Origin of the sequence: Haloferax sp. Atlit-12N (genome assembly GCF_003383095.1) — an archaeon.
Taxonomy (GTDB): Archaea; Halobacteriota; Halobacteria; order Halobacteriales; family Haloferacaceae; genus Haloferax.
Window position 1 is genome coordinate 291,842 of record NZ_PSYW01000002.1, and the last position, 19,936, is coordinate 311,777.

At 68.4% G+C, this 19,936-nt stretch carries 22 protein-coding genes; 9 read left to right on the forward strand and 13 right to left on the reverse strand.

Annotated features, from left to right (window positions below):
- Window positions 1–52: 52 nt before the first annotated feature.
- The 3 genes from C5B90_RS09730 to C5B90_RS09740 form a co-directional block, all read right to left on the reverse strand.
- Window positions 53–577, reverse strand: coding sequence for a hypothetical protein (locus C5B90_RS09730; protein ID WP_115881085.1), 525 nt, complete (start codon window positions 575–577; stop codon window positions 53–55).
- A gap of 69 nt (window positions 578–646) precedes the next feature.
- Window positions 647–1,564, reverse strand: a complete 918-nt coding sequence (locus C5B90_RS09735) for a carbohydrate kinase family protein (protein ID WP_115881087.1) — start codon at window positions 1,562–1,564, stop codon at window positions 647–649.
- 113 nt (window positions 1,565–1,677) lie between these two features.
- Window positions 1,678–2,487, reverse strand: coding sequence for a DUF63 family protein (locus C5B90_RS09740; protein ID WP_115881089.1), 810 nt, complete (start codon window positions 2,485–2,487; stop codon window positions 1,678–1,680).
- Between the two features lie 66 nt (window positions 2,488–2,553).
- On the opposite strand from C5B90_RS09740, the gene deoC reads away from it, so the two are divergent.
- Together deoC and C5B90_RS09750 are read left to right on the forward strand one after the other, a co-directional pair.
- Window positions 2,554–3,192, forward strand: a complete 639-nt coding sequence (deoC, locus tag C5B90_RS09745; RefSeq protein WP_115881091.1) for a deoxyribose-phosphate aldolase — start codon at window positions 2,554–2,556, stop codon at window positions 3,190–3,192.
- 161 nt (window positions 3,193–3,353) lie between these two features.
- Window positions 3,354–4,352 (forward strand): sodium:calcium antiporter, encoded by a 999-nt coding sequence (locus C5B90_RS09750; RefSeq protein WP_115881093.1) that lies wholly within the window; start codon window positions 3,354–3,356, stop codon window positions 4,350–4,352.
- Between the two features lie 53 nt (window positions 4,353–4,405).
- Here C5B90_RS09750 and C5B90_RS09755 read toward each other — a convergent pair whose 3' ends face one another.
- Both C5B90_RS09755 and C5B90_RS09760 read right to left on the reverse strand, forming a co-directional pair.
- On the reverse strand, window positions 4,406–5,626 hold the full coding sequence (locus C5B90_RS09755; protein ID WP_115881095.1) for a PQQ-binding-like beta-propeller repeat protein: 1,221 nt from the start codon (window positions 5,624–5,626) through the stop codon (window positions 4,406–4,408).
- Entirely contained in the window at window positions 5,623–6,861 is a 1,239-nt protein-coding gene (locus C5B90_RS09760) for a PQQ-binding-like beta-propeller repeat protein (protein ID WP_115881097.1), read from the reverse strand. Before C5B90_RS09760 ends, C5B90_RS09755 begins: the two co-directional genes overlap by 4 nt.
- Window positions 6,862–6,877: 16 nt before the next feature.
- Here C5B90_RS09760 and C5B90_RS21035 point away from each other — a divergent pair, with 16 nt between their 5' ends.
- Window positions 6,878–7,021, forward strand: a complete 144-nt coding sequence (locus tag C5B90_RS21035) for a hypothetical protein (protein ID WP_158547221.1) — start codon at window positions 6,878–6,880, stop codon at window positions 7,019–7,021.
- Between the two features lie 117 nt (window positions 7,022–7,138).
- Here the strand turns inward: C5B90_RS21035 and C5B90_RS09765 are convergent, their stop codons facing one another.
- Window positions 7,139–7,540: a DUF5518 domain-containing protein gene (locus tag C5B90_RS09765; RefSeq protein WP_115881099.1), complete on the reverse strand. Its 402-nt coding sequence runs from the start codon at window positions 7,538–7,540 to the stop codon at window positions 7,139–7,141.
- A gap of 276 nt (window positions 7,541–7,816) precedes the next feature.
- On the opposite strand from C5B90_RS09765, the gene C5B90_RS09770 reads away from it, so the two are divergent.
- Entirely contained in the window at window positions 7,817–9,106 is a 1,290-nt protein-coding gene (locus C5B90_RS09770; RefSeq protein ID WP_115881101.1) for a tRNA (N(6)-L-threonylcarbamoyladenosine(37)-C(2))-methylthiotransferase, read from the forward strand.
- Window positions 9,107–9,124: 18 nt separating this feature from the next.
- On the opposite strand, the gene C5B90_RS09775 is transcribed toward C5B90_RS09770, so the two are convergent.
- Entirely contained in the window at window positions 9,125–9,622 is a 498-nt protein-coding gene (locus tag C5B90_RS09775; RefSeq protein ID WP_115881103.1) for a GNAT family N-acetyltransferase, read from the reverse strand.
- A 91-nt stretch (window positions 9,623–9,713) separates the two neighbouring features.
- Here C5B90_RS09775 and C5B90_RS09780 point away from each other — a divergent pair, with 91 nt between their 5' ends.
- Complete coding sequence (locus tag C5B90_RS09780) at window positions 9,714–10,304, forward strand: S26 family signal peptidase (protein WP_115881105.1); 591 nt, start codon at window positions 9,714–9,716, stop codon at window positions 10,302–10,304.
- A gap of 23 nt (window positions 10,305–10,327) precedes the next feature.
- Here the strand turns inward: C5B90_RS09780 and C5B90_RS09785 are convergent, their stop codons facing one another.
- From C5B90_RS09785 to map, 3 genes are all read right to left on the reverse strand, one after another.
- The gene (locus C5B90_RS09785) at window positions 10,328–11,263 is read right to left on the reverse strand and encodes a cation diffusion facilitator family transporter (RefSeq protein ID WP_115881107.1); all 936 of its coding nucleotides are present in this window, start codon (window positions 11,261–11,263) and stop codon (window positions 10,328–10,330) included.
- An 81-nt stretch (window positions 11,264–11,344) separates the two neighbouring features.
- Window positions 11,345–11,911: an HIT domain-containing protein gene (locus C5B90_RS09790; protein ID WP_115881109.1), complete on the reverse strand. Its 567-nt coding sequence runs from the start codon at window positions 11,909–11,911 to the stop codon at window positions 11,345–11,347.
- A gap of 69 nt (window positions 11,912–11,980) precedes the next feature.
- A complete protein-coding gene (gene map, locus C5B90_RS09795) occupies window positions 11,981–12,871 on the reverse strand; it encodes a type II methionyl aminopeptidase (protein WP_115881111.1) in 891 nt (296 codons plus the stop codon).
- Window positions 12,872–13,054: 183 nt separating this feature from the next.
- On the opposite strand from map, the gene C5B90_RS09800 reads away from it, so the two are divergent.
- The 3 genes from C5B90_RS09800 to C5B90_RS09810 all read left to right on the forward strand — a co-directional run bounded on the left by C5B90_RS09800 (window position 13,055) and on the right by C5B90_RS09810 (window position 16,646).
- Complete coding sequence (locus C5B90_RS09800; protein ID WP_115881113.1) at window positions 13,055–13,756, forward strand: metallophosphoesterase family protein; 702 nt, start codon at window positions 13,055–13,057, stop codon at window positions 13,754–13,756.
- Window positions 13,757–13,834: 78 nt separating this feature from the next.
- Window positions 13,835–16,096, forward strand: coding sequence for a polyphosphate kinase 1 (gene ppk1, locus C5B90_RS09805; protein WP_115881115.1), 2,262 nt, complete (start codon window positions 13,835–13,837; stop codon window positions 16,094–16,096).
- A 73-nt stretch (window positions 16,097–16,169) separates the two neighbouring features.
- Window positions 16,170–16,646, forward strand: a complete 477-nt coding sequence (locus C5B90_RS09810; RefSeq protein WP_115881117.1) for a hypothetical protein — start codon at window positions 16,170–16,172, stop codon at window positions 16,644–16,646.
- 32 nt (window positions 16,647–16,678) lie between these two features.
- Here the strand turns inward: C5B90_RS09810 and C5B90_RS09815 are convergent, their stop codons facing one another.
- The 3 genes from C5B90_RS09815 to C5B90_RS09825 all read right to left on the reverse strand — a co-directional run bounded on the left by C5B90_RS09815 (window position 16,679) and on the right by C5B90_RS09825 (window position 19,093).
- Window positions 16,679–16,939, reverse strand: a complete 261-nt coding sequence (locus C5B90_RS09815; RefSeq protein ID WP_115881119.1) for a lipoyl domain-containing protein — start codon at window positions 16,937–16,939, stop codon at window positions 16,679–16,681.
- Window positions 16,940–17,018: 79 nt separating this feature from the next.
- Window positions 17,019–18,059 (reverse strand): alpha-ketoacid dehydrogenase subunit beta, encoded by a 1,041-nt coding sequence (locus tag C5B90_RS09820; RefSeq protein ID WP_115881121.1) that lies wholly within the window; start codon window positions 18,057–18,059, stop codon window positions 17,019–17,021.
- The gene (locus C5B90_RS09825) at window positions 18,059–19,093 is read right to left on the reverse strand and encodes a thiamine pyrophosphate-dependent dehydrogenase E1 component subunit alpha (protein WP_115882480.1); all 1,035 of its coding nucleotides are present in this window, start codon (window positions 19,091–19,093) and stop codon (window positions 18,059–18,061) included. The genes C5B90_RS09820 and C5B90_RS09825 overlap by 1 nt, the downstream gene beginning before the upstream one ends.
- A gap of 166 nt (window positions 19,094–19,259) precedes the next feature.
- Between C5B90_RS09825 and C5B90_RS09830 the strand changes: the two genes are divergently transcribed.
- Window positions 19,260–19,901, forward strand: coding sequence for a dienelactone hydrolase family protein (locus tag C5B90_RS09830; RefSeq protein ID WP_115881123.1), 642 nt, complete (start codon window positions 19,260–19,262; stop codon window positions 19,899–19,901).
- Window positions 19,902–19,936 lie beyond the last annotated feature (35 nt).

A 19,936-nucleotide genomic window follows, 5' to 3' on the forward strand; every position in this document is an offset into this window, starting at 1 on the left:
GCGGTCGACTCGACTGAGCGGCCGACTGCCCAGCCGACCGACCGAGCCGCCGTCACGCGAACCCGGTGAAAAGCGCCGGCGCGAGGACCAACAGCGTCGCGCCGAAGACGAGCGAGGAGCGGAGCCACTGCCCGCGGACCGCCGTCGCGCGCTCCTCGTAGATGCGCCGGCCGGCGCGCGGGAGGACGAACCGGGCGAACACGACGTAGATGAACGCCACGACGACCGCCGTCGCGACGAGGTGCGACGGGAGGTCGACCCCGGCGACTCCGAGGTCCGGCGCGACGGCGTCGGTCGCGAGGTAGACGAACGCGTAGAGGACGCCGGCGAGCGCGCCGGCGGCGTGGTGGACGACGTTGGCGTCGCCGAAGCTCACCTCGTCGGGCGTCGTCCGTCGGACGACCGACGCGGCGACGTAGGCGGGGGTAAAGCCCTCGTCCTGTCGCCACATCGGGATGGCCATCACGACCGCGGCCGCGACCCCGACGACCGCGCCGAGGAGCAGTCGCCCGGTGACCGCACCGAGGCTCGACGCGGCGTCGAGGGCGGCGACGGCGACCGGGAGCTGGTCTAACATCGTCCCGACGAATGACTGGTGGGGATAAAATTGGTCGGGTCGGAGTCGAGCGGCGTGGCAGGCGGCGGTTCAGCCCTCGACGAGGTCGTCGAGCCGCCGCCAACTGAGTTGCGTCCGCGCGCCCGGTTCGGCCGCGGTGAGCGCCCCGCAGGCGTTGGCGACCGCCAGCGCCCGCTCGTAGGTGGCCCCGTCGAGACGGGCGGCGATGAAGCCCGAGGCGAAGGCGTCGCCCGCGCCGGTCGTGTCCACCGCGTCGACGGGGTACCCGGGGTGAACGTGTCGCTCGTCGCCGTCTCTGACCTCCGCGCCGCGCGGGCCGTGTTTGAGGACGAGCGTCGTCCGCGCGAGCGCCTCGGCCACGTCCGACACGGGTTCGGCATCGGCGCTTCGGCCCCGCTCGACCGCCGCCTCGCCGAGCGCGGTGGCGGCCTCGCGGTCGTTGAGAAACACGTAGTCAACCTCGCGGAGCGCGTCGGCGTAGCCACGGTCGCCGACGCGCCGCCCGGGGTCGAAGCTAACCGTCGTCTCGACCTCGTGGGCCCGTCTGGCGAGCGTCGCGGCCGTGTCGGGCGACTGGCTCGTCAGGTGGAGGTGGTCGGCTGCCGCGAGCGGGTCGGTCGGGAGGTCGGTCGCCTCGAACGCCTCGTTGACGCCGGGCGAGCCGAGGACGAACACCTCGCCCGCGGCATCGACGACGATGTACTTGACCGTGGTCGGGCCGCGGTCGACGCTGACGACGTGGCGGCAGTCGACGCCCTTCGAGGCGAGTTCGGCGACGGCGGCGTGGCCGTGTTCGTCGTCGCCGACGCTCCCGAGGAGCGCGGCGGGCACGTCGAGGCCGACGAGGCCGCTGGCGACGTTGGCGGCGCTGCCGCCGCCCGCGCCGACCCGCGACTCGACGGTCGCCTCGCCGTCGGGCTCCGGCAGCGCGTCCACGCGGAGGGTGACGTCCCAGTTCACGTGGCCGGCGCAGATGACACGGGACATGCGTCCCCGTAGGTCGGTTCGCCGGTGGGATAACTCTCCCGGGTCGGGCGACTACGGAGCGCGGAGAAAAAGCGTGAATGCGGAGGCGGGCGGCCCCGAACGGGGTCGCGGTCTCAGCCGGCGATGGCGAACAACAAGAGGTTGTGGACGCCGGGGCCGAGACCGACGGCGGCGACGAGGCCCAAGAGGAGCGCCCCCTCGGTGGGGTCCTCGCGGACGTAGTCGGCGAGCAGGGCGACCACGAAGCCGGCCACGACGAGTTTCACGAGGACGAACAGCCAGCCGACGCCGATGACCTCCGCGGTCGGGAGCGCCGCGGCGGCTTCGAGGATGACGCGCGACAGCGGCGTCCGCTCGCCGAAGCCGAGCACGTCGATGCCGACGGCGGTCGACAGCGCGTCGAGGGCGTGTCCGAAGATTGCGAGCAGGCCGAGCGACCCCGCGGCGGCCGCCTCGGGTGCGAGTCGCGTCACGACCCACCAGGTCAACGGGGTGGCCACGAGCGCGGCGACGAGGGCGACGCCGGGCCAGACGATGGAGAGCGTTCCGGCGGCCAGACCGATGAACAGCGCGAAGCCCGCGAGTCCGGCGGCGACGAGCGAACCGGGTACCGCGAGCGCCGTTGGCGAGTCGAGGTCGGTCGCGTCGAGTGCGAGCCACGACGCGCCGGCGACGACAGCCACGGAGAGATAGACTGCGGGCGTGCCGGCGAGCGGTTCGACCGCGGGCGGGAGCGCGCCGATGACGTAGAGGACGTGCAGCGCCGACCCCGACACCATCCACGGGACGAGTGCGGCGACGTGGGCGGGCGTGACCGTCGGTCGCGTGCGACGCAGTCCGACGCCGACGCCGACGAGTCCCGCGACGAGGGCGACGAGGTAGGGAAGCGGCGGGAGCGCGAACCCCTCGGGGAGAATGGCCATGCAGGAGGCGCGGCGGGGCGGCGTGAAAGCCTTACGTTCTTTAGCCTCGGGTCGCCTCGACAGGGTATGAACCGAGCCGACCTCGCCGCCCGCATCGACCACACGGTCCTCGGACCCGAGACGACGATGGCCGACGTGGAGGCCGTCCTCGACGACGCCGACGAGTGGGGGATGAACGCCTGTATCCCGCCGTGCTACGTCGGCGAGGCGAGCGAGTACGCCCCGGACGTGTTGCTTGCGACGGTCGTCGGCTTCCCCCACGGTCAGCACACGACGACGGCCAAGCGCGAGGAGGCCGTCGACGCGTGGCAGGCCGGCGCGGACGAACTGGACATGGTCATCAACGTCGGTCGGCTCAAAGCCGGCGAGGACGAACTCGTGACCGAGGATATTTCGGAGGTCGTCGCGGCTGTCCCGATTCCCGTGAAGGTCATCATCGAGACGGCGCTCCTCACCGAGGAGGAGAAACACCGCGCCTGCGAGGCGGCCGTCGAGGCCGACGCCGCCTTCGTCAAGACCTCCACCGGCTTCGCCGACGGCGGCGCGACGGTCGAAGACGTGGCGCTCATGGCCGAGTACCTGCCCGTCAAGGCCTCCGGCGGTGTCGGCTCCTACGACGAGGCAGTCGCCATGTTCGAAGCCGGCGCGGAGCGTATCGGCGCGTCGTCGGGCGTCGATATCGTCTCCGGCGCGCCCGAGGAGTAAGTCGGCTGCCAGGCAGTCTTGCGGTTTCACGGTCTCGCAGTTTTGCAGTTTTGCAGTTTCGCGGGCTCGTAGTTTCGCAGTCTTTCGGTCTCGCAGGCGTCGATATATCGCGTCCGTCGCGGGCCCAACATTGATTATTCGACTCCCGAGAACCCAGTACCATGCTCCGAGGCGGACCCGTCGTTCAAATCGGCGTGATTCTCGTGTCTGTACTGGGGCTCTGGGTCGGCGCGCGGCTGTTGGTCGACGCCGCCGTCCGGTCGGCTCGGCGGTTCGGCCTCTCGGAACTCACCATCGGGCTGACAATCGTCGCGATAGGGACCTCCACGCCGGAGCTCTCGGTCGCAGTCGACGCCGCGTACAAGGGGTTGGGCGACATCGCGGTCGCCAACGTCCTCGGCTCGAACATCTACAACGTGGCGTTCGTGTTGGGTGTCATCTCGCTGCTCCGGGTGATTCCGGTCGCGGAGTCACTCGTCTCCCGCGACGGCGTCGCCCTGCTGGCGAGCACGCTCCTCGGTGGACTGGTCCTGTTCGACCTCCGGGTCACGAGGCTCGAAGGCGTCCTCTTAGTCGGGGCGTTCGTCGCCTACACGGCGTATCTGCTCCGCGGCTCCCAGACTGAGACCGACGGAGCGGCCGACCAACCGGCCGACCGACCGGCCGACCGACCGCCCGGCGACAGCAGCGTGACCCGCCCGATAACCGAACGAATCGACTTCCCCGGACGGGACGCCGTGTTCCTCGTGGGCGGGTTGGGTCTAGTGGTGGTGAGCGGCGATTACATGGTGCTCGCCGCCTCGGAACTGGCCCGCGGTGCCGGCGTCTCCGAGTGGGTCATCGGCGGAACAATCGTCGCGGCGGGGACGTCGACGCCGGAGTTCGCCGTCTCGCTCGTCGCGCTTCGGCGGGGGAGTCTCGGCGTCTCGGTGGGCAACGTCGTCGGGAGCAACATCCTCAACATCACGGGTATCGTCGGCGTCGCGGCAATCGCCAGTCCACTCGCGGTGAGCGCCTCGGCGCTCGGGACGCTCGCGTGGCTCGTCGCGGTCACTCTCCTCATAGTCGCCGCGCTCTGGACCGGGAGAGTCCTCTCCCGGTTGGAGGGTGCCTTCTTCGCGACCTCCGAGGTTACGCGGTGGATACTGGGGCTCATCTGAGGGTCGCGGTCTCCCGAGGCGACCCTGTCGGTCGCCTCCTCTGAACTGCTCTCCTATTCGGCCCGCAACGCGACGAGTCGCCGTGGTCCGTCGTCGCCCCCTGATTCGACGACGAACAGCGCGTCGTGGGCGGGTGTCGGACCGGTCAAGGCGCGACCCGCGACCTCGTATCGCCAGCGCTCGGCCCCGACTCGGGTGTCGTCGAGGCCGACGCCGCCGCCGGCGTCGTAGGCGACGACGACGCCGCTCTTGCTCGTGTCCGAGACGAATACCGTGTCGCCGGCACCCGCTGGCGGGGCGAAGAAGTTGTCGCCGGCCGCCCATGAGGGGGAACCGGAGCGCTTGTCGAAGGCGTCGAGGCCGGTCCCGTCGGTCGAAAAGACGCGCCGGGGACCGACGACCAGCGAGCCGTGCGGCGAGGGGTCTTCGCGGTGCCAGCCCACGGCACCGGCGCGGAGGCCGCCTCTGAGTCGGGTGACGCCCGCGCCGAAGAAGCCCGCGAACACGTCGTTCGACTCGGCGACTGCGAGCGCCTGCACGCCGCCGGGGAGTTTGGTTCGCCACTCTCCGGTCGCGCCGTGTTCGGTGCCCTCGTCGCGGAACGTGAACACTTCGCCACCCTCCGTCCCCGCGACGACGGTGTCGTACCGGGCCGCGAGGGACCGAACCGCGCCGAACACCTCCTCGCGCCACTCGACGGTTCCGTCGCTGGCGCGGACGCGGTAGAGATTCCCCGCGGTGTCAGCGGCGTAGAGGCGATCGCGGTCCGGCTCGGGTCGGACGACGGGTGCCCAGATACTCGACTCGGTCGGCGCGTGCCACGCTTCCTCGCCGTCGTGGGTGTACGCGAGCACGCCGGTTCTGGTCCCGACGTAGCCGACGTAGACGCGCTCCGAATCGACCGTCACCGACGAGCGGAAACCGCTCTGGGGGTCGCTTTCGACCGACCATAGCTCGGTACCGTCGGCGACCGAAAACGCCCGGAGGCGCTCGCTGGTCGCGAGGTACACCGTCTCGTCGAACACGACCGGGCGCGCCAGTTCGAGGCCGTTCACCTCGACGCCCCACGACTCGCTCGGCTTCGAGGCCGGGCCGGTCGCGCGGGGGTTGTAGCCCGTCCCCTCGGGGGAGAAGTACGGATGCGGCCAGTCGGGGCGCCCGTCGCCCGTAGAGCCCCCGTCGCCACCGACACAACCCGCGAGTCCGGCAGCCGCGCCGGTTCCGAGGGTCCCGAGGACAGCCCGTCTGGATAGGTCCGCGCCGGGGTGTCTCACGAGCCCGAGCCTCCAGCGTCCGCGGCAGTCTCCGCAGTCGCGTTCGTCCCCGCAGTCGCGGTCGTCCCCGCGCTTGACCCGTCGGCGTCGGCGTCGCCGACGACGGTCATGCTCAGCAGGCCGTCGTCACGGACGACCGGGCAGTACACCCGCCGGTCGGTCGCGGCGAGCGAGTGGCCGACGTAGCGCCCGAGCGAAATCGACCAGCGCTCGCGGTCGCCGAACAGGCCGCCGTCATCAGTCCGATTCAGCGCGACCAGTTCGCCCTGCCCGGTGCCGACGTAGACCGTGTCGCCGACGATGCTCGCGGCGGAGACGCTCTCTCGCGGGTCGTACTTCCATCGCTCTTCCCCGGTCGCGCTATCGAGCGCCCGGAGCGACCCGCGGGCGGCGTAGAGGTGCTCGCCGTCGAACGCGAGTCGCCTGTGGACGCCGCGGTCGTCCTCCCAGACCACGTCGCCGGTCCGTCGTTCGAGCGCGGCGATGCGGTCCCAGCCCGCGATGTACACTCGCTCGTCGCCGACGACCGGCGCGACGGCCTCGACCGTCTCGGTCGGCGCCTGCCAGTAGGCGCTGCCGTCAGTTCCGAGGCAGTAGAGCCGCTGTCCCTCAGTAACCACGAAGACCGAGTTGAGGTTGACCGCGAGGGGACGCCGGACCGCGCCGAACAGCGACCGCGTCCAGTTGACTTCTCCGGCGTCAATGTCGACCGCGCAGACGCGCTCGCCGTCGAGACCGACAAACAGCGTCTCGCGGTCGTTGGAGAACGCCGGTGGCGTCTGCGGACGCCCGGGGAGCTCGATAGTCCGGAACAGTCGACCGGTCCGGGCGCGGTAGAGCGCGAGCCGGTTCGGGCCGTGGACCGTCGTTCCGAGCGAGTAGACGATTCCGTCGAGGACGACCGGCGACGTCCACCCCTCGCCCTGTGCGTTCCACAACTCCTCGCCGGCGGCCGGGTCGATTGCCCGCAGTTGGTCGCCGGGTGTGTAGGCCATTCCGTCGACCGCGACGGGTTCGATGGAGTCCATCCCGAAGTCGGGTTCGTACTCGACGGTGGGGTCAGAGACGGCGGTGCCTTCGCGGAGGAACGCGGTGTTCGCGTCGTCGTGGGCGTAGGTCGGCCAGTCGCTTTCGAAGCGGACGCCCTCGGCGGAGTCGTCGTCAGTTTGTCCCCGGTCGCCGCCGAGGCACCCGGCGAGGCCGACGGCTGCGCCCGCCCCGAACAGGCGAAGCACGCCGCGACGGGTGCTGGTGCTGCTGGCGCCGGCGGCGGGCGAAGGTGAACTGCGAGCGGCGGACGAAGCGACGCTGTCGGTCGCGGCCGAGTCGCTGGTGGAGGGCGAATCCGGCGGTGTCCTACGGGAGCGCATCTACCACAACTGCACAACACCATGACAAGTAACTTTTTGCCGGGAGCGGTGGCGAGGGCGCGAACGCGAGGGGGACGCGTGGGGCTGCGGAATAACGTGAAACACGGACGAAAAACGAGGAATCGAGGCCGAACGCGTCGGCTCAGGCCGCGGGTCTGGTGCGGCGGGCGGCCGAGCGGTCGTGCAGCATGCTGCCGAGTGCGCCGCCGAGAGCGCCGGGGATGCCCGCGAGGGCGATGATGACGACGGCCGCCGCGAACACGGTCAGGCCGAAGAACACGCCCGCGAACAGGACGTTCATGACGACGAGACCGATGGCGACGATAATCGCGCCGAGCGTCGTGCCGACGAGGCCGTTGAGCGCACCGTCGGCCATCCCGGTCGTGACGAGGTAGCCGGCGACGAGACCGCCGATGATGCCCGTGAGGATGTAGCCGACCGTTGGCAGCGTGACGTTCGTGAAGGGGACCGTGAGGCCGCCGAGGAAGCCGACGACTACGGTCGCGATGAACCCGTAGGCGATGGCGCGCATGTTGAACTTCATAGCGACTCTAAATACAATGTATGAGATAATGAATTATATTCGTCTTTTAACGGATAATACGGCCGATGCGAGACTCCTCGGGGGCGGAGCGTCCGTCCGGCGCGATGCTCCGGCGGCCGTGTTCGTGCGGACGGAGGTCACGGCGCGGTGCGGAGCGAGACACTCACGGAGCGCGTGAACGAGTCTCGTGAGGCGCTATCACGGCCCGCGGACGCCGGCAGTCTCGGGGGAGACCGCGGCGTTTTTGGCCGCTGACCCGGTACGTGGGATAACCGAATGGCCCGATACCACATCGAGACATACGGCTGTACCTCGAACCGCGGCGAGAGCCGCGCCATCGAGAGCGCGCTCCGCGACGCCGGGCACTACCGCGTCGACGGGCCCGAGGAGGCCGATGTCGCCATCATGAACACCTGTACGGTCGTGGAGAAGACGGAGCGAAACATGCTCCGTCGGGCCAAAGAGCTGGAGGCGGAGACGGCGGACCTCATCATCACGGGCTGTATGGCGCTCGCGCAGGGCAACGACTTCCGCGAGGAGGGCATCGACGCCCAGATTCTCCACTGGGACGACGTGCCCACCGCCGTCACGAACGGCGAGTGTCCGACTCCCGGACCCGGCGTCGAACCCGTCTTGGACGGCGTCGTCGGCATCCTGCCCATCGCCCGCGGCTGTATGTCGAACTGCTCGTACTGCATCACGAAGTTCGCCACCGGCCGGGTCGATTCGCCCTCCGTCGACGAGAACGTCGAGAAGGCGCGGGCGCTCGTCCACGCCGGCGCGAAGGAACTCCGCATCACGGGGCAGGACACCGGCGTCTACGGCTGGGACAAGGGCGACCGGAAGCTCCCCGAACTACTGGACCGCATCTGCACCGAAATCGACGGCGAGTTCCGCGTCCGCGTCGGCATGGCCAACCCGGGCGGCGTCCACGGCATCCGCGACGAGCTCGCCGCGGTGTTCGCCGAACACGACAAGCTCTACAACTTCATCCACGCGCCGGTGCAGTCCGGCTCCGACGAGGTGCTCGAACACATGCGTCGCCAGCACCGCGTCGACAAGTTCCGAGAAATCGTGGAGACGTTCGACCGGGAGCTTGCGTACTGGACGCTCTCGACGGACTTCATCGTCGGCTACCCGACCGAGACCGACGAGGACCACGAGCGGTCGATGGAGCTGCTCCGCGAGATTCGCCCCGAGAAGGTCAACGTCACGCGCTTCTCGAAGCGCCCCGGCACCGACGCCGCCGACCTGAAGGGCCTCGGCGGGACGCTCAAGAAGGAGCGCTCCAAGGAGATGTCCGAGGCGAAGATGGACATCGTCGCCGCCGCCTACGACGAGATGGTCGGCACGGAGCGCGAGGTGCTCGTCGTCGAGGAGGGCACCGGCGACTCCGTGAAGTGCCGCGACGAGGCCTACCGCCAGATAATCGTCCAGAACGCGACCGAACACGGCCTCGAACCCGGTGACTTCGCCCGCGTGAAGGTGACCGCCCACCAGACCGTCTACGCCTTCGCCGAACCGGTCGACGCACAGCCCGAACCGCGAGAGCCGACCGCCGCCTGAGTGTCGGTTCCGAGCCGATTAAGCGCCGCTCTGCCCGTTTGCACTCGTATCACAGTTCTCCTCGCGCCCGCGGACGCCGTCCTCGCCGACCCGGAGAAACATCCCTTTCGAGGCCGGCGCGGTCGGTTCGAATCCCCAGCGCTCGTAGTAGCCGTCCACGTCAGCCATGAGGTTCACGAACGCCGACGGCGGGGCCTCGCGGTCGAGGTAGTCCACGAGCGCGTCCATCACGCGAGTGCCGAGGCCGCGGCCCTGATGGTCGGGGTGGACCGCCACGTCGACGACCTGAAAGACGGTGCCCCCGTCGCCGACGAGCCGACCCATGCCGACGACGCGCTCGTCCGAGCCGTCGTCGCCGGTCGCTCCCTCGAAGACGACGCGCACGCCGAAAATCGTGTTCGGAACGCCGCGCTCGGCGGCCGCGAGAGACCGGGGAGGCATCCCGGCGGCGTCGCGGAGAGACACGTACGTTTCGGGGTCGGGAAACTCGGGGACGAGGCGGTAGTCGTCGGTCACGATTCGACCGTCGCGCCACCCGGTCCTAACGGTTTCTCTCACGCCGGTGTCGGCAACAAGATTGATAGCGACTCGCGGGGTGACAGCATCCGTGTCCGACGACAGTCCATCGGAGGCCCGAACGTTCGCGAGAGACGCGCTGGAGACGGTCGCCGTCGTCGTCGCGGTCGGTGCGGTACTCTTCGCGGTCAGCGGCGTGTGGCCCCCGATGGTCGCCATCGAGAGCGGGAGCATGCAACCCACGCTCGAACGCGGCGACCTCGTCGTCGTGACCGCGGAGGGTCGCTACGGCGGCCCCGCGGCCGACGACTACGGTATCGTCACCGCGAACGAGAGCGAGGGCTACGGGCGACTCGGCGGGGCTGGCGACGTCGTCGTCTACGACGCGCCGTCGCGCGCCGGTTCGCCCGTCATCCACCGTGCCGTCTTCTGGGTCGAGGACGGCGAGAACTGGTACGACCGGGCCAACGAATCCTACGTGGACCGCGCGGACTCCTGTGCGGAACTCCTGAACTGCCCCGCGCCGCACGCCGGCTACGTCACCCGCGGCGACAACAACGACTACTACGACCAAGCGCGGGGCATCGCCTCGCCCGTCCGCCCCGACTGGGTGCGGGCGAAAGGCCAGTTCCACGTGCCGTATCTCGGAGCGCTGCGGCTCGAAGCGCAGAAACTGTTTTAAGCGCTCGCCGACGCGTCAGCGCGTCAGCGACCGTCGCCGCCGTCGGGCGAGAACATGGTGTAGCGCTCCGTCTCGTCGTCTTCCTTCCACTCGCCGAGTTCCCGCGGGTCGATGTGGACGAACACGTCGTCGACCTCGTCGATGTTCCGAATCGCCTGCACGACCCACGTCTCGATGTCGTGGGCCTCGGCAATCGTCATGTCGCCTTCGACCTCGATGTGGAGGCTCACGTCGATTTCGGGGCCGACGTAGTGGGCGACCACGTCGTGTGCGCCGTAGACGTCGGGGTGCGACAGGGCGGTCTGGACGATGAGCGCCCGGAGGTACTCCGGCGGGGCGGCCCCGACGAGGTAGTTCACGTTGTCGCGGACGATTTCGTAGCCGGTGTAGACGATGCCGATGGAGACGACCATGGCGGCCAGCGGGTCCAAGATGGGGTAGCCGAACTGGCCGCCGACCACGCCGACGAGCGCCGCGCCGGCGGTGAGGATGTCATTTCGGTTGTCGACGCCGGCGGCGACGAGCGCGGGCGAGTTCTGCTCGCGGCCGACCGAGTAGCAGTAGCGGTAGAGAACGTACTTGGCCGCCGCCGCGACGACGAGGACGACGACGCCGAGCATCCCCGCATCCCCGCCGTAGGTTCCCGCAAGGATGCTGGACGTGCTCTGCCAGAGAATCGCCCCGCCGGCGGCGAAGATGCCGACCGCGACGAAAAGCGAGATGAACGGCTCGATGCGCTCGTGGCCGTGGGGGTGTTCCCAGTCCGGCGGCTTCGTCGTCAGGTAGAGGCCACCGAGGATGATGGTGCTGTAGACTACGTCCGAGAGACTGTTGACCGCCTCGGACCCGAGGGCCAGACTCCCGGTCGTCCACCACACGCCGCCCTTCCCGAGGACGAGAAGCACGTTCGCCGCGAGGACGACGAATCCGACCCGACGGATGGCCCGTTTCCGCTCCATTACCGTGGCTTTCGGGAGTGGGGTTCAAATGCGCTTCGGGCCGGAGCGGCCTATTAGACGCACTCGACGTGAGTTTTAGAGTCAGTCTAATTCGAAGTGAACCGCGTCGTCGTCGCCCTCGACGACCGCGCCGTCGAGCCCGGCGAACGCCTCGTGCAACTGGTCGTAGGAGTCGTCGAGGGCCTGCACGAGCACTTTCGTGTCGGAGATGACCGGCATGAAGTTCGTGTCGCCGCTCCACCGCGGGACGACGTGAGTGTGGAGGTGGTCGTCGATGGAGCCGCCGGCGGCCGACCCGCCGAGGTTCTCGCCTGCGTTGCAGCCGTCGGGGTCGAAGGCGGCGTCCAACGCGGTGAGCGTCTTCGACTTGAGCCGGGCGTGGTCGAGGAGTTCCGCGTCGGTGAGGGCGGCGAACTCGCCGGTGTGACGGGACGGGATGACCATGACGTGCCCCGGCGCGTAGGGGTAGTTGTTCAGGAGGACGAACGAGTGCGGGGAGCGGGCGACGATTTTGCTCTCTCTGTCGTCGTCACGCTCGGGGAGCGCACAGAAGGGACAGCGGTCGTCGTCCGGGTCGTCGGCGTCGGTGTCCTGGTCGTCGTCGCGGGCGACCCACTCGATGCGCCACGGGGCGAACAGTTGGTCCATGGCGGCTCAATGGACCCGGACGTGCAAGCCGTTTCGGTCTCGTGACGACCGGGTTCGCCCGGTGTCCGACTATCGCGTGAGGTTCTCGTAGCCGTCTTCGGTGACGATGATGGTGTCTTCGGCCTGTCCGACCATCGCGCCGTCTTCTTCTTTCAGGACGGGGTAGCCGCGGAGGATGCCCTGCTGTTCGAGCCGGCGAATCGCCATCTCGGAGCGGCCGCCCTCGAACCAGCGACCCGCGAAGGGGAGCAGTTTGTACTTCTCGCGCACCTCGTCGAGCAGTTTACGTGACATCCGGTCGCGGACCGACCGGTCGTTGACGAGGCTGTAAATCTCGTTTTTCGAGCCCTCGGTGACCTTGCCGGAGCCGTCGGTGGCGAACGGTTCGATGGCGACCACGTCGCCGACTTCGAGTTCGACGCCGCGCTCTGCGCCGCGGTTCGGGATGGTCGGGTCGGTGTGGGCGTCCCACTGTTCGACGCCGTGGCCCGAGAGGTTGAGGACGGGCGTGTAGCCGTAGCCGCGAATCACGTCCTCGATTTCCGCGCCGATTTTCCCGGTGTGCGCGCCCGCTTCGACCATGTCGAGGGCGGCGTCGAGCGCCTCTTCGGCGGACTCGACGAGTTCGTCGTTGCCCGAGAGGTCGACTGTCACGGCGGAGTCGGCGATGTAGCCGTCGACGTGGACGCCGACGTCGAGACAGACCATGTCCTCGCCGAACACGGTGTCGTCGTCGCGGCCGGGGCTGGCGTGCGACGCCTCCTCGTTGACGCTGATGTTGACCGGGAAGGCGCAGCCGTCGGCGAGTTCGCGGATGCGGGCTTCGGCGTGTTCGGCGACTTCGAGGTGGGTGACGCCGGGTTCGACCATCTCGGCCGACTCGTCCAACACCGTGCGGAGGACCTCCCCTGCCTCTCGATACTTCTCGACCGTCTCGTCGTCGAGGGGTCCGATGCTCATGGCCGCGACTTCGCGGCCGCGCCGGAAAGCGATTGCGGGATGGCCGGCGACTGGGGGTGGGCCGTCACAGCCGGCTCGTTTGGTGTGCGTGAGTGTCACTGCCGTGTCTATATAGCACAACAGTTCGAAACTAGCAACCCTTTCTTAGGTAGCCGTGTTCAGGAACAGGAGAGAACGTTTCCAATGAGTGTCCCATCCTTCCATCCCGACGTCGCCGAGCAACACCTTCGAGTCGACATCGACGACTGGGACGACGTGTACGTCGTCGGCGACGTACACGGGTGTCTGCCGGCGCTCGAACGCCTCGTCGACCGGCTCGACCCGTCCGAGGACGACCTCGTCGTCTTCGTCGGCGACCTCGTTCGGAAGGGCCCCGACAGCAAGGGCGTCGTGGACTACGTCCGCGAGCGCGACAACTTCCTGACCGTCCGCGGCAACAACGAGGAGAAGCTCATCCGCGGCACGAAGGAGATAGACGCGCTGACCGACGACGACCTCGAGTGGATTTCGAACCTCCCGGTCGCCATCACGTGGGAGGACGCCATCGTCGTCCACGGCGGCATCCACCCCGAAAAGCCGCTCGACGAACACGACGTGGACGAACTCGAAAACACCCGGGCGATGAACCCCGGCGACAGCTACGACGGCCCGTTCTGGTTCGAGTACTACGAGGGCCCCGAGCGCGTCTTCTTCGGCCACACCGTCATGGCCCACCCCGCCGTCTTCGAGCACGCGATGGGCCTCGACACGGGCGCGGTCTACGGCGGCGCGCTCACAGCCTACGACCTCCACGCCGACGAACTCGTCGCGGTCGAGTCCGAGGTCACCCACGAGTCGCGGAAGGACTCGAAGATTCTCGAACCCCGCCAGCCCGCGCTGGTCTGACCCCCGCCGAGGCGAAGGTGGGAGCGGCGGCGGAGGCGGCGAACTAAAGGTCGCAGCCGAACCATCTCCTCTCAGCACATGTCCGACGACGAGGCTCGCGGCGGCGACTCGCAGGCCCGACACGCCAGTCAGACGACCGCGCCGGTCCGCGCCCGTGAGCGCGGCGACGACGAGTCGCCCCCGGCCGACGCCGACCTCACCGACCCCTCGCTGTATCTCAACCGCGAACTGAGCGAACTCGCCTTCCACGAGCGTGTCCTCCACGAGGCGATAGACGACCGCAACCCGCTTTTCCAGCGCGTCAAGTTCCTCTCGATTCTCACCTCGAACCTCGACGAGTTCTTCATGAAGCGCGTCGGCGGCCTGAAACAGCAGATGGCCGCGGGCGTGAGCGAACTCTCGCCCGACGGTCGGACCCCGAACCAGCAGTGGTCGCTCGTCCTCGACCGCGCCCGCGACCTGCTCGACCGGCAGTCCGACTGCTTCCACGACCTCGTCCGACCCGCGCTCGCCGACGCCGGCATCGAAATCGTCGGTTACGACGACCTCACGGCCGAGGAGCAGACGGCTCTGCGCGACTACTTCGAGGCGTCGGTCCTGCCGACGCTCACGCCCCTGACGTTCGACCCGGCGCACCCGTTCCCGTTCATCTCGAACCTCTCGCTGTCGCTCGCGGTCCGCACGACCGAGGGCGACGACGAGCCGACGAAATTCTCGCGGGTCAAGGTCCCCGGCAACCGCCCGCGACTCGTCAACGTGGCCGAGCGCGTCGGCGACGCGGGCGGGAAAGAGGAGTCCGCCGACTCGTCCGTGTCCGCCGCCGCCCCCGTCAGGTTCGTTCCGCTCGTGGCCGTCATCGAGCGCAACATCGACCTGTTGTTCCCGAACGTCGAGGTCATCGACACCTCCGCGTTCAGGGTGACGCGGAACGCCGAGGTCCGCCGCAACGAGGAGGTCGCCGAGGGCCTCATCGCCACGATAGAGGACGTGCTCCGCCAGCGCCGGTTCGCCACGGTCGTTCGGCTGGAGGTCCAGTCGGGCACGCCCGAGGCGGTCCGCGACCTGCTCGCGGAACAACTCGATGTGGACGCCTCCGAGGTCTTCGAGCGCGACCTACCGCTGGACTACGGCGCACTCGCGTCGCTTTTCGACCTCGACCGCCCGGAACTCGAAGTCGACCCGTGGACCCCGCAGCCCCACCCGCGGTTCGCCGGCCGCTCCGCCGACGACCCCGACTCGGTGTTCGCCGAAATCGCCCGGAAAGACGTGCTCGTCCACCACCCGTACCACTCGTTTACGGGCACGGTCGGGACGTTCCTCGCGGCCGCCGCAGCCGACCCCGGCGTGCTGGCCATCAAAGCCACCATCTACCGGACCGCGCCGGACTCCGAGGTCATCGAGACGCTCATCGAGGCCGCCAAGAACGGCAAGCAGGTCGCGGTGATGGTCGAACTCAAAGCGCGGTTCGACGAGGAGAACAACCTCCGGTGGGTCCGTCGCCTCGAAGAGGAAGGTATCCACGTCGCCTACGGCACCATCGGCCTCAAGACGCACACGAAGACGGCGCTCGTCGTCCGCGAGGAAGACGACGAGGTGCGGCTGTACTCCCACATCGCCACCGGCAACTATCACTCCCAGACGGCGAAGCTCTACACCGACCTCGGGCTGTTCACGGCCGACCCCGACATCGGCCACGACCTCGTTCGCCTGTTCAACTTCTTCACCGGCCACTCGCGTCAGGAGACGTACCGGAAGCTACTGGTCGCGCCGACGAACCTCCGCGAGGAGATGACCCGACTCGTCCGCCGGGAGGCCGACCACGCCCGCGCCGGCCGCGACGCCCGCATCGTCGCCAAGATGAACGCCCTCGAAGACCCCGCGATGGTCCGCGAACTCTACGAGGCGTCGATGGCCGGCGTCGACATCGACCTCGTAGTTCGGGGCATCTGCCGACTCAGACCCGGCATCGAGGGTCTCTCCGAGAACGTCTCGGTGTCGAGCGTCGTCGGTCGGTTCCTCGAACACTCGCGTATCTTCTACTTCGAAAACGCGGGCGACCCGGACTACTACGTCGGTTCCGCCGACTGGATGACCCGCAACCTCGACCGCCGGGTCGAGGCCGTCGCGCCCGTCGAAGACCCCGAACATCGCGCCGAACTCGACGCCGTGCTCGACGCGCTCCTGTCGGACAACCGCCGACGCTGGGTGATGGATGCCGAGGGTCGGTACCAGCAACTCCGCCCGGCAGACGACGCACAGGAAGTCGAGGTGCATACTCTCCTGATGAACCGGGCGCTGGCGGAGACCCACCGTTCGAAGAACGGTGACCACGAGTCGTAGCGTGTCCGACGTGATTGGTCCGCACATTTAGTTGGACAGAAGACATATTCTGGTCCACGTCGCAGACGAGTCTATGGACCCTCCTCGCCCCCGAAGACGTATCCTCCAGCGTGCCGGCGTCGCTCTCGTCTCCGGAATCGGTCTCGCAGGGTGTCTCGCCGACGCACCGACTGGTGATGACTCTCCCACCACAACACACCCCGAGACGACCGGTGACCAGACGGCAACACCGGAATCCGAGACAGCAGTTCCACTCGCCGAAATTTCAGACGAGGACGCCAAAGCCCGAGCGCTCGCCGCCGAGGAAACCTATCTCGAAACCCGTCTGCAGAACGCCACCTGTCTCCTGAGTTGGGGAACGACACCGACGACGGCGAGCAAAGAAGCGATGGTCGTCGAACGCTCTGCTGACGGCGTCGTCGTCGACGTGACGCATCCGTACTGGTACGGCAAAGAAGGCGAAGAAGCGGACTCGTCCTCGGAGGCATTCTACCTCGTGACCGAGACGAACATCGAACGCACCAGTGGTGACAACGTCTCTCCCTGTTGACCCGAACCGCGTGCCGCCGAAAAAAGTCCGATTCAGGCGCTCGGTTGCACCCGCGCGAGCACGTCGCCGCGGTCGAAGTCGCCGCCCTCGGCGACGAGTATCTCCGTGACCGTCCCCGCGGTTGGCGCGGCCACGTCGATGCTCACCTTCTCGACCTGTATCTCGCAGAGCGTCTCGCCCTCGTCGACCGCCGACCCCTCGCTGACGAACCAGTTGGCGAGGTAGCCCTCGGCCACGTCGTCGGCGTCGTCGGGCCACGAGTCCGCCGAGTTCACGTCGAGGGCGTCGCTCATCGTCCGCCTCCGTCCCCGTCTCTGTCTTCGCTTCCGCTTCCGGCCTCGATTCCGTCTCCGTCTGTTTCGGGCGCTCGTCTCATTCGTGGAGTTCGCGGACGGCCGCCGCGATGTCGTCGGTGCCGGGGTTGACCTCGTCTTCCAGCGAGCGGGCGTACGGAATCGGCACGTCGGGGATGGCGAGGCGCTTGACGGCCGAGAGGTCGTCCAGCGCACCCTCGGCGGCCCGCGCGATGATTTCGCCCGTCACGCCGAACGACTGGTAGTCCTCGTCCACGACGAGGAGTTTCCCGGTCTTGCGGACCGAGTCGAGCACCGTCTCGGTGTCGAGGGGCACGAGCGTCCGGAGGTCGATGACCTCGGCGTCGATGCCGTCGTCGTCGAGCTGTTCTGCGGCCTCCATCGCCCGGTGGACGTGCAGGCCGAGGGTGACGACGGTCACGTCGTCGCCGGGTCGCTTCACGTCGGCCTTGCCGAACGGAATCGTGTAGTCCTCTTTGGGGACGCCGGTCTTCGGACCCGAGGGCGAGGGCATCCAGCCGAGACCCATCAGGCGCTTGTGGAACATGTAGACGACCGGGTCGTCGTCGCGGATGGCGCTGTGCATCAGCCCCTTGGCGTCGTAGGCCGTCGAGGGGACGACGACTTTCATCCCCGGCAGGTGGGCGAAGGTCCCGTAGAGCGTCTGGGAGTGCTGGCCGGCGTCGTTGTAAGTTCCGCCAACGGCCGTGGTCAGCACCATCGGGACCGAAAAGGACCCGCCGCTCATGTAGGTGTTCTTCGCCATGTTGTTGTAGATCTGGTCCATGGCGACGCCGAAGAAGTCGACGAACATCAGTTCGGCAATCGGGCGCATGCCGGCCTGTGCGGCCCCGACGGCCGCGCCGAGGTAGGCCGTCTCGCTGATGGGTACGTCCATCACGCGGTCGCGGCCGAACTCGTCCAAGAGGCCGGTCGTACTGGAGAAGATGCCGCCGTAGTCGGCCACGTCCTCGCCCATGTAGAACACCTCCTCGTTCTCGCGCATCTCCCACGCGATGGCCTCGACCATCGCCCTGCTCATGGTCAGTTCGCGGTCCGTCTCGGTCGCTTCCGTGTAGTCTCGTGATTCGGTCGCCATCAGTTGTCACCTCCCATCTCGTCGGCGTCACCCGACGCGTCCGCCGCGCTCCCGCCGTCCGTCGCCGCCTGCGCCGGCGGGTTCGTAAACACGTTCTCGTACGCCTCCTCCGGGCCCGGTTCGGGCTGTTCTTTCGCCCACGAAATCGCCTCTTCGACCCGCTCGTGGGCGCGCTCTCGAATCTCGTCGAGTTCGTCGTCGGTCACGCCGTGCGAGCGGAGGTCCTCGGCGAGTCGCTCGATGGAGTCGCGCTCTTTCGCGCGGTCGATGTCGGCTTCCGGGCGATACGCCTCGGCGTCGCCCATGAAGTGACCCATCCGGCGGTGGACCTGTACCTCGATGAGCGTCGGCCCGTTGCCGTCGCGGGCGCGCATCACGGCCTCGCCCGCGGCTTCGTAGACCGCCGTTGCGTCGTCGGAGTCGATGCGGACCCCCGGCAGGTCGAAGCCGGCGGCGCGCTGTGCGCCGTTCTGCACGTCGGTCACGCGGTCTTTCGGCATGCTGATGGCCCAGTCGTTGTCCTCGACGACGAAGACGACCGGGAGGTCGTGGACCGCCGCGAGGTTCAGCGATTCGAGGAAGCCGCCTTGGTCGATAGCGCCCTCGCCGAGGAAGGCGACGGCGACCGAGTCGGTGTTCCGCTTTTTCGCAGCCATCGCCGCGCCGACCGCCGGCGGACAGCCCTGGGCGATGATACCCGAACACGCGAAGTTCACGTCGGGGTCGAACAGGTGCATGTGGCCGCCCTTCCCGCGGCACAGCCCCGTCTTCCGACCGAAAATCTCGGCCGTCATGCGCTTGAGGTCGACGCCCTTCGCGATGGCGATGTGGTGCGGTCGGTGCGGCGCGGTCACCGTGTCGTCGTCGCGGAGGTGCATGCAGACGCCCGCTCCGGACGCCTCGTGGCCGGCCGCGAGGTGAAGTTCGCCGGGAATCGGCCCCGCCGAGATGTCGAACGCCGGCTGCTTGCCGACGAGGTACTCGTCCACCAGTCGCTCCTCGTAGTGCCGAGCAGTCACCATCTGCTCGTACATCGTCTGTAGGTCGGTAACACTCACCATGGTTGGCGTGCGGGTGTACTCCCGAGTATCTATTAACATTAATTGTGTAAGTCATGACCATCAGAACGAACGGACTACGAATTCAGGAGAATCGACGGGTCGAGACAGGCCTAAGCCGCAGTCCACCGTATCGTCTCGTATGAACGACACGACCGCGAACCTCGTCTCGATACCCGTCGGCGACGCGGTGCTGGAGGGCGACCTCCGTATTCCCCCCGGGGCGTCGGGCCTCGTGGTGTTCGCCCACGGCAGTGGCAGCAGTCGGAAGAGCCCGCGGAACAACTTCGTCGCCGAGGTCATCCGTGACCGCGGGGTCGGGACGCTCCTTTTCGACCTACTCACGGAGGCGGAAGACGAGCAGTACGAAACGAGGTTCGACATCCCGCTTTTGACTGAGCGACTGCTCGGCGCGACCGAGTGGCTCCGCGGCCGCGACGACACCTCCGACCTCGATTACGGCTACTTCGGGTCGAGCACCGGCGCGGCGGCGGCGCTCCTCGCGGCGGCCGACCTCGGCGACGACGCCGGTGCGGTGGTCTCTCGCGGCGGGCGCGTCGACCTCGCGTCGTCCCGACTCGGCGACGTGACGGCACCGACGCTGTTCGTCGTCGGCGGTGCCGACGAACCGGTCTTGAGCCTGAACCGCGACGCGTTCGCGGAACTCGACTGCGAGAAGTCGCTGGAAGTCGTCGCCGGCGCGGGCCACCTGTTCGAGGGGCCGGGCGAGTTGGACGAGGTGGCCGGTCTCGCCGCCGACTGGTTCGAAGCAAACCTCGGCTGAGCGCATCGCCCGCGAAGACGAATCTGGGGCGACCG